The organism is Rhodanobacter sp. FW106-PBR-R2A-2-24, assembly GCF_058789615.1.
Window position 1 is genome coordinate 858,001 of sequence record NZ_JBYTBV010000002.1, and the last position, 12,864, is coordinate 870,864.

At 68.0% G+C, this 12,864-nt stretch carries 15 protein-coding genes and 1 tRNA gene; 8 read left to right on the top strand and 8 right to left on the bottom strand.

Going from position 1 to position 12,864, the window contains the following annotated elements; translation table 11 throughout:
* Positions 1–56: 56 nt before the first annotated feature.
* The gene (locus AC3WQA_RS05170; RefSeq protein ID WP_492674014.1) at positions 57–542 is read right to left on the bottom strand and encodes a glutathione peroxidase; all 486 of its coding nucleotides are present in this window, start codon (positions 540–542) and stop codon (positions 57–59) included.
* A 73-nt stretch (positions 543–615) separates the two neighbouring features.
* On the opposite strand from AC3WQA_RS05170, the gene AC3WQA_RS05175 reads away from it, so the two are divergent.
* The 3 genes from AC3WQA_RS05175 to AC3WQA_RS05185 are packed head-to-tail and all read left to right on the top strand — an operon-like array spanning position 616 to position 3,161.
* Positions 616–1,623 carry a methionine ABC transporter ATP-binding protein gene (locus tag AC3WQA_RS05175; RefSeq protein WP_492676320.1) on the top strand — a complete coding sequence of 336 codons (1,008 nt, stop codon included), beginning with the start codon at positions 616–618 and terminating at the stop codon, positions 1,621–1,623.
* Entirely contained in the window at positions 1,620–2,300 is a 681-nt protein-coding gene (locus AC3WQA_RS05180) for a methionine ABC transporter permease (protein ID WP_492674015.1), read from the top strand. The genes AC3WQA_RS05175 and AC3WQA_RS05180 overlap by 4 nt, the downstream gene beginning before the upstream one ends.
* A 60-nt stretch (positions 2,301–2,360) precedes the next feature.
* Positions 2,361–3,161 (top strand): MetQ/NlpA family ABC transporter substrate-binding protein, encoded by an 801-nt coding sequence (locus AC3WQA_RS05185; protein WP_492674016.1) that lies wholly within the window; start codon positions 2,361–2,363, stop codon positions 3,159–3,161.
* Between the two features lie 105 nt (positions 3,162–3,266).
* Here the strand turns inward: AC3WQA_RS05185 and panD are convergent, their stop codons facing one another.
* The 5 genes from panD to pcnB all read right to left on the bottom strand — a co-directional run bounded on the left by panD (position 3,267) and on the right by pcnB (position 7,318).
* Positions 3,267–3,653, bottom strand: a complete 387-nt coding sequence (panD, locus tag AC3WQA_RS05190) for an aspartate 1-decarboxylase (protein ID WP_492674017.1) — start codon at positions 3,651–3,653, stop codon at positions 3,267–3,269.
* Positions 3,654–3,751: 98 nt separating this feature from the next.
* Complete coding sequence (gene panC, locus AC3WQA_RS05195) at positions 3,752–4,597, bottom strand: pantoate--beta-alanine ligase (RefSeq protein WP_492674018.1); 846 nt, start codon at positions 4,595–4,597, stop codon at positions 3,752–3,754.
* A 12-nt stretch (positions 4,598–4,609) separates the two neighbouring features.
* Positions 4,610–5,440 (bottom strand): 3-methyl-2-oxobutanoate hydroxymethyltransferase, encoded by an 831-nt coding sequence (gene panB, locus AC3WQA_RS05200; protein ID WP_492674019.1) that lies wholly within the window; start codon positions 5,438–5,440, stop codon positions 4,610–4,612.
* Between the two features lie 46 nt (positions 5,441–5,486).
* Positions 5,487–5,969: a 2-amino-4-hydroxy-6-hydroxymethyldihydropteridine diphosphokinase gene (folK, locus tag AC3WQA_RS05205; protein WP_492674020.1), complete on the bottom strand. Its 483-nt coding sequence runs from the start codon at positions 5,967–5,969 to the stop codon at positions 5,487–5,489.
* On the bottom strand, positions 5,966–7,318 hold the full coding sequence (pcnB, locus tag AC3WQA_RS05210; RefSeq protein ID WP_492674021.1) for a polynucleotide adenylyltransferase PcnB: 1,353 nt from the start codon (positions 7,316–7,318) through the stop codon (positions 5,966–5,968). Before pcnB ends, folK begins: the two co-directional genes overlap by 4 nt.
* Before the next feature lie 143 nt (positions 7,319–7,461).
* Between pcnB and AC3WQA_RS05215 the strand changes: the two genes are divergently transcribed.
* Together AC3WQA_RS05215 and fdxA are read left to right on the top strand one after the other, a co-directional pair.
* A tRNA-Glu gene (locus tag AC3WQA_RS05215) sits at positions 7,462–7,537 on the top strand.
* 398 nt (positions 7,538–7,935) lie between these two features.
* Positions 7,936–8,259 (top strand): ferredoxin FdxA, encoded by a 324-nt coding sequence (fdxA, locus tag AC3WQA_RS05220; RefSeq protein WP_492674022.1) that lies wholly within the window; start codon positions 7,936–7,938, stop codon positions 8,257–8,259.
* A 92-nt stretch (positions 8,260–8,351) separates the two neighbouring features.
* On the opposite strand, the gene AC3WQA_RS05225 is transcribed toward fdxA, so the two are convergent.
* Together AC3WQA_RS05225 and dapA are read right to left on the bottom strand one after the other, a co-directional pair.
* Positions 8,352–8,915 (bottom strand): hypothetical protein, encoded by a 564-nt coding sequence (locus AC3WQA_RS05225; protein ID WP_492674023.1) that lies wholly within the window; start codon positions 8,913–8,915, stop codon positions 8,352–8,354.
* Positions 8,916–8,968: 53 nt separating this feature from the next.
* Positions 8,969–9,862 (bottom strand): 4-hydroxy-tetrahydrodipicolinate synthase, encoded by an 894-nt coding sequence (gene dapA / locus AC3WQA_RS05230; RefSeq protein WP_492674024.1) that lies wholly within the window; start codon positions 9,860–9,862, stop codon positions 8,969–8,971.
* Between the two features lie 164 nt (positions 9,863–10,026).
* Between dapA and AC3WQA_RS05235 the strand changes: the two genes are divergently transcribed.
* The 3 genes from AC3WQA_RS05235 to AC3WQA_RS05245 all read left to right on the top strand — a co-directional run bounded on the left by AC3WQA_RS05235 (position 10,027) and on the right by AC3WQA_RS05245 (position 12,505).
* Positions 10,027–10,545, top strand: a complete 519-nt coding sequence (locus AC3WQA_RS05235) for a glycine cleavage system transcriptional repressor (protein ID WP_492676321.1) — start codon at positions 10,027–10,029, stop codon at positions 10,543–10,545.
* A gap of 93 nt (positions 10,546–10,638) precedes the next feature.
* Positions 10,639–11,100, top strand: a complete 462-nt coding sequence (locus tag AC3WQA_RS05240; RefSeq protein ID WP_492674025.1) for a peroxiredoxin — start codon at positions 10,639–10,641, stop codon at positions 11,098–11,100.
* 25 nt (positions 11,101–11,125) lie between these two features.
* A complete protein-coding gene (locus AC3WQA_RS05245) occupies positions 11,126–12,505 on the top strand; it encodes a PhoH family protein (RefSeq protein ID WP_492674026.1) in 1,380 nt (459 codons plus the stop codon).
* The last annotated feature ends 359 nt before the right edge of the window (positions 12,506–12,864 follow it).

The window sequence follows — 12,864 nt, forward strand, 5'->3', positions numbered from 1 at the left end:
CTGGCTCGCGACCGGCCAGCCACGGCCGGTCCGGGAAGTTGAAAATTCACGGATGCTCAGCCCGCGAGCAGCCGATCCAGCTCACGCCCGATCTTCTCCGGCGTGTCAGTGGGCGCATAGCGTTTCACCACCTTGCCCTCGGCATCGACCAGGAACTTGGTGAAGTTCCACTTGATCGCTTCGCTGCCGAGGATGCCCTTGCCTTCGTGCTTGAGCCATTGGTAGAGCGGGTGTGCGCGCTCGCCGTTCACCTCGATCTTGGCGAACAGCGGAAAGGTGACGCCGAAGCTGGTGTCGCAGAATTCGCGGATCGCCGCCTCGTCGCCCGGTTCCTGGTGGCCGAACTGGTCGCAGGGGAAACCCAGTACCACCAGCCCCTTGTCGTGCCATTCGCGCCACAGCTTTTCCAGCCCGGCGTACTGCGGGGTAAAACCGCACTTCGAGGCCACGTTGACGATGAGCAGGGGCTTGCCGCGCCACTCGCCCAGCGAGCGCTCGTTGCCGTCGATGTCGCGTACGGAGAAATCGTAGATAGCGCCCATGAAAAATCCTCAAATAGACGTCTGGAAGTCCAAACATGCTAGAATGGCCGACCGCCCATCCAGCCTCATCGCCGTGATCCGTTTCCTCGACGTCCACAAATCCTACCGCGTTGGCGCGCGGGAAGTCGCCGCGCTGCACCCCTGCAGCCTGGAGATCCACGCCGGCGAGGTGTTCGGCGTCATCGGCCACTCGGGCGCCGGCAAATCCACCCTGCTGCGCCTGGTCAACCTGCTGGAGCGGCCCAGCGGCGGCCGCGTGCTGATCGGCGACACCGACCTGACCGCGCTGTCCGCGGCGGCCCTGCGCGCGCAGCGGCGACGCATCGGCATGATCTTCCAGCACTTCAACCTGCTCGCCTCGCAGACGGTGGCCGACAACGTGGCCCTGCCGCTGCGCCTCGCCGGCGAGCGCGACCGAACGGCGATCCGCGCCCGCGTGGAGGAGCTCCTGGCGCGCGTGGGCCTGGCCGAGCATGCGGAGAAATACCCCTCGCAGCTCTCCGGCGGCCAGAAACAACGCGTGGGCATCGCCCGCGCACTGGCCAACCGGCCGGAGATCCTGCTGTGCGACGAGGCTACCAGCGCGCTCGATCCGCAGACTACCGCCGAGGTGCTGGACCTGCTCGCCACCATCAACCGCGAGCTGAAACTCACCATCATGCTGATTACCCACGAGATGGACGTGGTGCGCCGATTGTGCGACCGCGTGGCCGTGCTGGATGCCGGCCACATCGTGGAGGCCGGCACGGTGGCCGACGTGTTCCTGCACCCGCAACACGCCACCACCCGGCGCTTCGTCAACGAGGCACTTCCGGAGGAAGTCGCCAGCGTGCAGGCGCCAATGGCGCAGGTGGCAGGCCGCAAGCTGCGCCTCACCTTCCGCGGCGCCACCACGCTCAGCCCGGTGCTGAGCCGGGTGATGCGCGAGAGCGGCGTGGATTTCAACCTGCTCGCCGGCCGCATCGACCGCATCAAGGACCTGCCCTACGGCCAGCTCACGCTGGCGCTGGAAGGCGCGAACGCCGACGCCGCGTTGGCCGCGCTGCGCGAGGCCGGCATCGAGATCGAGGAGTTGGCATGACCACGCTGCCGCAGACGCTGTTTCCCCACATCGACGACTGGGGCGAGCTGGGCCGCGCCTGCATCGACACCCTGCTGATGCTGGGCGGTTCGCTGGCGCTCACCGTGGCCATCGGCCTGCCGCTGGGTGTGCTGCTCTACCTCGCCGCGCCGGGCCAGCTGCGCGCACGCCCCAGACTCTACGGTGCCCTCTCCATCATCGTGAACATCTTGCGCTCGGTGCCCTTCATCATCCTGATGATCGTGCTGATGCCGCTCACCTACGCGCTGGTGGGCACCAAGCTCGGCGTGCGCGGCGCCATCCCGCCGCTGGTGATCGGCACCGCGCCGTTCTTCGCGCGGCTGGTGGAAACCGCACTGCGCGAGGTGCAGCAGGGCGTGATCGAGGCGGCGCAGGCGATGGGCGCCAGTACCTGGCAGATCGTGCGCCACGTGCTCTTGCCCGAGGCGCGCGCCGGCATCGTCGCCGGCACCACGGTCACCGCCATCGCGCTGGTGGGCTGCACCGCGATGGGCGGCGCGATCGGCGCGGGCGGACTGGGCGACCTCGCCTACCGCTACGGCTACCTGAGCTACCAGTCCGACTACATGGTGGCCACCGTGATCCTGCTGGTGGCCCTGGTGCAAGGGCTGCAGATGGCCGGCGACCGCATCGTGGCGCGTTATAAGCGCGGCTGATCGGTCATTTGGCTGCGGCGATACGGACGTCCAGACTCGAACCCCACCCGGATCCCTCCCATGAAACGCATGCTGCTCGCCGCCCTCTCCGCCACGCTCGCCCTGTTGCTGCTGTCCGGCTGCGCCGCGCCAAAGCCGGATGCCGACACCCTGTCCGTGGCCGCCACCGCGGTACCGCATGCGGAAATCCTCCGGCAGGTGCAGCCCATCCTGGCGAAGGAAGGCGTGCAGCTCGACATCAAGGTGTTCGCCGACTACGTGCAGCCGAACACGCTGGTGGCCGAAAGGCAGGTCGACCTCAACTACTTCCAGACCCGGCCCTACCTGGATGCCTTCAACCGCGAGCACGGCACCCAGCTCGTGCCCATCGTCGGCGTGCATATCGAACCCTTCGGCGCCTACTCGCGCAGGTTCAGGACCATCGATCAGTTGCCCGTGGGCGCCACCGTGGCGCTGCCCAACGACCCCAGCAACGAGGCCCGCGCGCTGCGCCTGCTCGCGCAGCACGGCCTCGTCACGCTGAAGAATCCGGCCGCCGCGCTGGCCACAGTGAAGGAGATCGCCATCAACCCGAGGCAGCTCAAGTTCAGGGAGCTGGAAGCGGCGATGCTGCCGCGCACGCTGGACGAGGTGGATCTGGCGCTCATCAACACCAACTACGCGCTGGCGGCGGGGCTGAACCCGGTGCGGGACGCCCTTCTGATCGAAAGCAGCGACTCGCCCTACGTGAACTACCTGGTGGGTCGCGCCGACAACCAGCACGACCCACGCGTGCAGAAGCTGGCCAAGGCACTGACCAGCCCGGCGATCCGCCGGTTCATCGAAGCGAAGTACAAAGGCGCGGTGCTGCCGGCGCTTTGATCGAAACGCTCACTGCACGACGGCGGCAGGGGCCGGCGGACGGGCGGCAAGGTTTCCGGTGAAGGCCCCAGCGCCCACAAGCGGGCGGCGGCGAGGCGGAACGGCTTACGCCGCCGCCATCTGCTTGGGGATGGAACGATTGGTGTGGCTGACGCGGTTGTTCGCATCCACGTAGACGCAGGTGGGCTGGAATTGCGCCAGCTCCTTTTCGTCCACCACGGCGAAGGCGGCGATGATGATGATGTCGCCCACCTCGGCGCTGCGCGCGGCGCTGCCGTTCACCGAGATGATGCCCGAGCCCTCTTCGGCGCGCAGGGCGTAGGTGACGAAGCGCTGGCCGCTGTTGACGTTCCAGGCGTGGATCTGCTCGTACTCGCGGATGCCCGCCGCATCCAGCAGGTTGCCGTCGATCGCGATCGAACCTTCGTAGTGCAGCTCGGCGTGGCTGACGGTGGCGCGATGGATCTTCGCCTTGAACATGTTGAGTTGCATGACTGCGGTTTCCTGCGGGAACGGCGGGGTGAGCGGCACATTATCGAACCGCAGGCATTGCGCCGCAACATCACGCGGCATACCAGTGGACAAATAGCCTAATCGAACAACAAGTTGTCGATCAGGCGCGTCGTTCCGAGGCGGGCCGCGACCAGCGCCACCAGGCCAGCGCGCTCGCCATCGGCCGGTTCGGCCAGATCCTCGGCGCGGCGGATCGCGGCGTAGTCGGTGACAAAACCGGCGCGATCCAGCCTGGACGCCGCCGCCTGCTCGATCACCCGCCAGGCGTGGCCCTTGGCCAGGAGCTCGCGCATCTGCTGCAGGGTCTGCCGGATGAGCGGCGCCTGCGCGCGCTCGGCGGCGCTGAGGTACTGGTTGCGCGAGCTGAGCGCGAGGCCGTCCTCGGCGCGCTGGATCGGCGCGCCCATCACCTTCACCGGCAGGGCAAGGTCACGCACCATGCGCTCGATCACCTTGAGCTGCTGGTAGTCCTTCTGGCCGAACACGGCCACGTCGGGCTGCACCAGGTTGAACAGCTTGCACACCACGGTGGCCACGCCGTCGAAGTGGCCGGGACGGTGCGCGCCTTCCAGCGTTTCGCTCACCACCGGCACGCGGATGCTCACGCTGTGCGCGGCGCCGAAAGGATAGATGGTGGCCACCTCGGGGGCGAACAGCAGGTCGCAGCCGTGCTCTGCCAGCCCGGCCTGATCCTGCGCCAGCGTGCGCGGGTAGCGTTCGAAATCCTCGTTCGGGCCGAACTGGGTGGGGTTGACGAAGACGCTGGCCACGACGCGGTCACAGCGCGCGCGCGCCAGCTTGATGAGCGAGTAATGCCCCGCGTGCAGGTTGCCCATGGTCGGCACCAGCCCCACGGTCTGGCCCTTGCCGCGCCAGCCGCGGATGGCGGCGCGCAGCGCCGGGACGTCTTGCAAGGTCTGCATGGCGCGCGTCCGTCAGTTGAAGCCGTGCTCGGGCGCCGGAAAGGCGCCGCTGCGCACGTCCTCGGCATAGGCCGCGATGGCTGCCGCCACCGAGCCGCGGCCGGCGAGGAAATCCTTGCTGAACTTGGGCCGTTTGCCCGGGGTGATGCCCAGCATGTCGTGGATCACCAGCACCTGGCCGTCGCAATCCGGGCCGGCACCGATGCCGATGACCGGAATCGCCAGCGCGCGGCTGACCTGCGCGCCCAGCGTGCTGGGCACGCCTTCCATCACCAGCAGGCTGGCGCCGGCCGCCTGCACCGCGTGCGCCTCGGCCAGCACGCGCTCGGCCGCGCTCTGCTCGCGCCCCTGGATGCGGAAACCGCCGAACTTGTGCACCGACTGCGGGGTGAGGCCAAGATGCGCACACACCGGGATCGCGCGCGCGTCGAGCGCGGCGATCGCCTCCAGGATATGCGGCGCGGCGCCTTCGATCTTCACCATCGCCGCGCCGGCCTCGCCCACCAGCCGCGCACCGGCCGCCAGCACGTGCGGCAGGTCGCGGTCGGCCATGAACGGCAAGTCGGCCACCAGCAGCGTGGCGGACAAGCCGCGCGCCACGGCCCGCGTGTGATAGACCATGTCGTCGAGGCTCACCGGCAGGGTGCTCTTGTGGCCCTGCACCACCATGCCCAGCGAATCGCCGACCAAGGCGATGTCGATGCCGGCGAACTCCAGCTGCATGGCGAAGCTGTAGTCGTAGGCGGTGAGCATCGCGATGCGCTGGCCGGCGGCCTTCATCGCGTGCAGGCCGGGCACGGTGACCGGTTTGCGGACTGGTAGCTTGGCGGAATCCACGTACACGCTGCGGCCTCGAAACGGATGTCGGGGGATTATCCGCTGCGCCGCATCATTCGGCCAGTCGTTCGCAGCCTTGCGTGTCCACCCGGGCCAGCAGTTCGTGCACGCGCCCCTGGCCCGGCAGCACCAGCTCGGACGCGACGTCGGCCAGCGGCAGCAGCACGAAGGCGCGCTCGGCGATGCGCGGGTGCGGCAGGCTCAGCCGCGCGTCATCTAGTTGCACGTCGTCCATGTGCAGCAGGTCCAGATCCAGCGTGCGCGGGCCGTTGCGCACGCCGCGCACGCGACCAGCCGCCTGTTCGAGCATGAGCAAGGCATCGAGTAGGGCGTGCGGCGCGAGCGCGGTCTCCAATTGCACCACCGCATTGACGAAGGCCGGCTGCTCCAGCACACCCCAGGGCGGCGTGCGATACAGGTGCGAACGCAGCAGGACGCGCGTGCGCGGCAGGGCGTCCAGCGCGGCCATCGCATCAAGTATCCGTTGTCGCGGCTCGCCAAGGTTGCTGCCCAGCGCGACGTAGGCCAGGCTCACGCCGGCTTGCTCCGGGTCGCCGGTTTGCGGCGGCGACGCCGGCGCGGAGGGGGTGCCGTGGGCATCGCCACGTCGGGCTCGACGCTGCCGCCCTGGGTGGGCAGTGCCGCCGCCAGCACGTCGTGCGGCAGTTGCTGCGCGTGCTCCCACCAGCGTCCCAGCTCGCGCATCGCCGGCGACTCGTGCGCGCGCAGCAGCAGGAAATCGAACGCGGCGCGGAAGCGCGGGTGCGCCAGCAGGCGCAGCACCTTCTTGCGCTGCACCTGTTCGAAGCGCGGCTGCAGCGACCAGATCTCCTCCATGGCGAAGGTGAAGCGGCGCGGGATCGCCACGCGCTGGCACTGCTCGCCCACCACGCGCTGCGCGGCGCGCGGCCAGGCCTCGTTGGCATCCACGCCCTGCGCGATCCAGCCATGCGCCAGGTCGCGCACCTCGCCCCACAAGAGCACCGCAAACAGGAAGGCCGGCGTCACCGACTTGCCGTCCAGCACCCGCGCATCGGTATTGGCCAGCCCCTGCTCCACCAGCGCGCGCAAGCCCTCGTCGCCGCGCCGCAGCGCGCGCGCGGTAGCCGGCAGCATGAACTTCATCAGGCCGCACTGCTCGAACAGGCGGAAGCTGTCGAGGCCGTGCCCGGCGAGGAACATCTTCAGCGCCTCGTCGAACAGGCGCGCCGGCGCGGCCTCGGCCAGCAGCGACCCCAACTCGTCGAACGGCGCGGCGGCCGGCTCGTCGATGCGAAAGCCCAGCTTGGCCGCCAGGCGCACCGCGCGCAGCATGCGCACCGGATCTTCGCGGTAGCGCGTGTCCGGCTCGCCGATCAGGCGCAGTACGCGGTCTTCCAGATCCTGCATGCCGCCCACGTAGTCGCGCACCGAGAAATCGCTGATGTCGTAGTACATCGCGTTGACGCGGAAGTCGCGGCGCACGGCGTCTTCCTCGATGCTGCCCCAGACGTTGTCGCGCACGATGCGGCCATCCACGATGCGCCGCTCGCCCTCGGCCTCCTCGTCCTCGCCGGTGCCGCGGAACGTGGCCACCTCGATGATCTCGGGGCCGAACACCACGTGCGCGAGGCGAAACCGGCGGCCGATCAGCCGGCAGTTGCGGAACAACGCCCGCACCTCGTCAGGCGTGGCATTGGTGGCCACATCGAAATCCTTGGGCGTACCGCCCAGCAGCAGGTCGCGCACCGCGCCGCCGACCAGGAAGGCGTCGTAGCCGGCCTCATGCAGCCGGTACAGCACGCGCAGCGCGGCCTTGCTGATGTTCTTGCGGGAGATGATGTGCTGCTCGCGCGCGATGATGCGTGGCGCAGGGCTGGCGTCGTTCCGGGCGGCGGGATTCAAGCGCGTGGAGTCCTTGGCGATAACGTGTGTGGCACTTCGCCGCCATGACGGCGCGATGGCCTGCAGCCGCTCATGATAACCGCCATCGCGGGGGCATTGCCGAACCAGGCGCTTCGGCTATACTAGCGCGCTTCGCGACACCCGCTCCCATCGTCTAGTGGCCCAGGACACCGCCCTCTCAAGGCGGGAACACGAGTTCGAACCTCGTTGGGAGCGCCATTTATTGATGCGATTCATCCGGAATCGCTGCTTGAACGGGCAGGCTGGCAAACCATCTGCCTCGGCGCTTCTCAGGCATCACCTGCGGCTATCCATGGTCGCACTCCATTACTGATGCGATTCGTCCGGAATCGCCGTATGGATGAGCGGGCTGGCAAGCCCTCCGCTTCGACGCCCCTCAAGCATTACCAGCGGCCATCCATGGCCGCACTGCTTACGAAGAGCCCGCAAGCGCATGCTGCGGGCTTTTTGCTTGTTCGCCGCACACTTCGCCGCGGCCGTTCGCCCTGAGCGTCGATGCGCAGCGCCGAAGTCGAAGGGTTGCGCGGTGCCTGTGCGCTTCGCAACGAGCCGGTCTTGAGGTCATACTTGCAAAGTCTTCTGCACGAGCCTCGCCCATGACCTTCGTCGTCACCGACAACTGCATCAAGTGCAAGTACACCGACTGCGTGGAAGTGTGCCCGGTGGATGCGTTCCACGAGGGCCCGAACTTCCTCGCCATCGACCCGGACGAGTGCATCGACTGCACGCTGTGCGAGCCGGAGTGCCCGGCCAATGCCATCTACCCGGAGGATGACGTGCCGGCGGGGCAGGAAAACTTCGTGGCGCTGAACGCGGAGCTGGCCAAGGCCTGGCCGGTCATCACCGAACGCAAGGACGCCCCGCCCGATGCCAAGGCGTGGGACGGCCGACCGGACAAACTGCCGTTGCTGGAGCGCTAGGGGCCAGGATTCGGCACAGCTGCAACCAGGACGGAACCGCACACAAAAATGCCGCCCTGGGGCGGCATCTTCGTGCGCGGTGCGCAGCATGTTCAGCCGCCCATGCGCTGCTTAAGCTGATCGACGGTCTTGGCCACGGCGCCGGCATCGCCTTGCGCGCGCACTTCGCTGGCCTTGTCGCCACTGGCGCTCACGCTGATCGACACCGCGTGCGTACCGCCGTCACGACTGGCCTGCGGCTTGGGATGGTGATGAAACAGGCGGCCAAAGAAGCCCGGCTTGGCCGCCGGCAACTCGCCGCCGACCACGTTGACCGTGTAGCTGTGCGCGGCGTCGTCATGCGCGGCAACCTGTCCCAGACTGCCGCTGGCAAGCACCTGGCCCAGCTTGGCGTAGGCGGTATCGACATCGCCGGCCACCACGAAGCCATCGGAAATCTGCTTGTCACTGGGCGCGGCCTGCTGCTGGTTACCGGGCGGCGGGATCACCAGGGCATCGTTGGCCGGCGGCGTATCCATGCCCGGCGGAATTTCCAGCGGAGACTCCTGCTTGGCGGTTTCCCACGCCTTGGTGGTGCGGAACATGCCGCAACCGGACAGGAGCAGTCCCGCCAGCGCCAGCGCCGGCAGGGTCACGAGGAACGAGGATTTCTTCATGCGGGGGATTTCCGTGGAATGTTTCGGATACGGCCAGTTGCCGTGGTTTTCGATCAGGCGGCGTGCGCCAAGGATGCCAGAGCGGCGAGCGCCTCGCGCAGGTGCGCACGATCCGGCCCCTCGGCCAACTCCACCAACGGCAGCCGTGGCCGCGCCGAACCCAGCCCCAGCTCAGGCAACCCCGCCTTCACCGCAATCGGATTGGGCGCGCAATTGAGCGCCTGCACCAGCGGCGCCAGCACGCCAGTGCAACGCGTGGTGGCAGCGTGATCGCCACCGGTGGCCGCGTCGCACAGCGCGCGGAACGCCCGGGGCGCCAGGTTGGCCACCACCGACACGGTGCCGGCCGCGCCCGCCAGCATGGCCTGCCCGGCCGTGCCATCGTCGCCGGAGAGATAGACGAAATCCGCGCGTGCAAGTTCCGCCAGCGCATGGATGCGCTCGACATCATTGCGCGCTTCCTTGATGCCGACGATGGCCGGGTGCGCGGCGAGCTGGGCCACCGTCTCCGGCAAGAGGTCGCAGGCGGTGCGGCTGGGCACGTTGTAGAGGATCACCGGCAGGCCGCCATGCTCGGCGACTTCAAGGAAATGGCGACGCATGCCTTCCTGGGTGGGCCGCACGTAATACGGCGTTACCACCAGCGCGGCATCGGCGCCCAGCGCCCCGGCGCGACGGGTGAGCGCCACGGTCTTCGCGGTGCCCGCCTCGCCGGTGCCGGCGACCACCGGCACGCGGCCAGCGACGTGCTCCACCGCGAAGGCCAGCAACTGCTCGAACTCGGCGTGCTCCAGCATGTGCGCCTCGCCGGTGGAACCGGCCACCACCAGCGCCTGCGTACCGCCGGCGAGCTGATGGTCGATGAGGCGCGCAAAGGCCGGCAGGTCGAGCATGCCGTCGGGCGCGAAGGGGGTGGCCAGCGCGCAGATGCTTCCGCGAATGTCCAAGGAGGGATACCGCATGGGAATCGAGCCCTGCATGTTACTTGCGGGCTCGCCGGAGCGGCAAGTAAGCTCGCTGGCGCGATGCCCGCGCTGCGCGGGTTCCGGCACAGGCCACCCCATTGAAATCCACGCCATCCGCTACCGCCCGCTCCGGCAACGACAACCAATTGCTGATCCACGCGCTGACCACGGCCAGCCTCATGCCGCTGGATGCCCTGGCCCGGCGCATCCATGACGCCGGCTGCAACCTCGCCGAAGCGCGCGTTTCCACCATCGGCAACGAAGTTTCCGTGATGCTGCTGGCCTGCGGCGCCTGGGACGCGCTGGCCAAGCTGGAAACGGCGCTGAACAAGCTGGCGCGCGACGGCAATCTGCGCCTGGCGCACTATCGCACCGCGCCGCGCGAGCCCAATGCGCACCTGTTGCCCTACCTGGTGGAAATCATCTCCGCCGACCGCCCCGGTATCGTGGCGCGCATCGTGGAGTTCTTCAGCCAGCAAGCCATCAGCGTGGAGCAACTGCACTCCACCCGTTACCACGCCATGCAGACCGGCGCGGAGATGTTCCAGGCCCAGTTCACCATCGGCATACCTGCCGACGTGCATATCGCCGCCTTGCGCGACGATTTCCTGGAACTGTGCGACGGGCTGAACCTCGACGCGATCATGGACCCGGTGAAGTTCTAGCTTGCCGTTTTGCATGGCGGCGCACAAGGCTGTCTGCATCGCCTCTGCCGCGCTAGTCTCTGGCCGTACCCATCCCGGGTCGCGGGAGACACCATGCCAGAGATCGGAAAAAAGGTTCCCACACTCGTCGGCGCCACCGGTGACGGCGGCACGCTCAGGCTCGCCGATTTCAAGGGCCAATGGGTGGTGCTGTATTTCTACCCGAAGGACGCCACGCCAGGCTGCACCACCGAGGCGCAGGACTTCCGCGACCTGCACCCGCTGTTCCGCGCACGCCATGCCGAGATCGTCGGCGTCTCGCGCGACCCGCCCGCCTCGCACGCCCGCTTCGCCGCGAAGCAGGCGCTGCCCTTTCCGCTGGTGTCCGACACCGACGAAACCTGGTGCCAGGCCTTCGACGTGATCCACGAGAAAGTGCTCTACGGCAAGCGCCACCTGGGCGTGGTGCGCAGCACCTTCCTGCTCGACCCGACCGGCAAGCTTGCCGCCCAGTGGCGCGGCGTGAAGGTCGCCGGCCATGCGCAGGCCGTGCTCGACGCCATCCCCGCCCACTGACCGTCCACCGCAAGGATCACCCCGCATGAGCGACAGCAAGCGCATCTACGTGCTGGACACCAACGTGCTGCTGCACGACCCCACCTCACTGTTCCGCTTCGAGGAACACGACGTGTTCATTCCGATGACGGTGCTGGAGGAACTGGACGACAAGAAGAAAGGCGGCTCGGAAGTCTCGCGCAACGGCCGCCAGGTCAGCCGTTTCCTGAACGAGCTGATCGTGCGCGGCAATGGCCACGGCATTTCCAACGGACTGGAGCTGGCCAACCCGCAAGGCATCAAGCTCAAGCGCGGCGGCGCGGTGGGCCGGCTGTATTTCCAGCAGCGCACCAGCGCCAACCACGGCAAGGCCGACAATCTCATCCTCGCCGCGGTGATCGAGCTGCGCGACCAGAACCCGGATCGCGCCGTGGTGCTGGTCAGCAAGGACATCAACCTGCGCATCAAGGCCAAGATCTACGGCATCGACGCGGAGGACTACGAGAACGACCGCGCGCTGGACGATTTCGCCCTGCTCTACACCGGCTCGGCCGCGCTGGACGAAGGCTTCTGGGCCAAGCACCCGGAAGTCACTTCCTGGAACGAGCGCGGCCGCACCTGGTACAAACTCGACCGCCACGAGGACGAGGACTGGTACCCCAACCAGAACCTCTACCTGCCCGGCGAGGGCGGCGTGGAGCTGCGCGTGCAGCGGCTCGACGAGACGCAGGCCACGCTGGTGCTGCAGGACGACCACAGCCACGCCAACCACCACGTGTGGGGCATCGCCGCGCGCAACCGCGAGCAGAACTTCGCGCTGAACGCGCTGATGGATCCCGACATCGACTTCGTCACCCTGCTCGGCACCGCCGGCACCGGCAAGACCCTGCTCGCGCTCGCCGCCGGCCTTGCCCAGGTGATGGACCAGCAGCGCTACCGCGAGATCATCATGACCCGCGTCACGGTGAGCGTGGGCGAGGACATCGGCTTCCTGCCCGGTACCGAGGAAGAAAAAATGACGCCGTGGATGGGCGCGCTCACCGACAACCTCGAAGTGCTCGCCAACCCCGAGGAAGGCGGCAGCTGGGGCCGGGCGGCCACCAACGACCTGCTCGCCTCGCGCATCAAGATCCGCTCGCTGAACTTCATGCGCGGGCGCACCTTCCTGTCGCGCTACCTCATCATCGACGAGGCGCAGAACCTCACGCCCAAGCAGATGAAGACCCTGATCACCCGCGCCGGCCCCGGCACCAAGATCGTGTGCCTGGGCAACGTGGAGCAGATCGACACGCCCTACCTCACCGAAACCACCTCCGGCCTCACCTACGCGGTGGATCGCTTCAAGGACTGGGAGCACTCCGCCCACGTCACCCTGCGCCGCGGCGAGCGTTCGCGGCTGGCGGACTTCGCGTCGGAGGCGTTGTAGGGGCGGGACTCGGGCTGCGCAGGCAGGAGCCGGAGCGAACATCGGCGCAGCCGATGGCCCGCAGGGCGAGCCGCGGATGCGGCGAGTCACTCGGGACGTGGGAAGAGCGTGCCGCCTGTCTCCCTCTCCCCCAAGCACAGCTTGGGGGAGAGGGCTGGGGTGAGGGGGTACGCTCTCGCGTGTGGCGTAGAATGGCCAAGACGTGGCCACCAACCCCGCATCTGGCGTCTTCATCGATCGACCTGATCAGCAATGAAACACAGCCGTCGACACCTCACCGTTCACCCTGAGCGTAGGCCCGCAGGGCCGAAGTCGAAGGGTGGCCGCGTGCGTGCGCTTCGACTTCGCTTGCTGTCGCA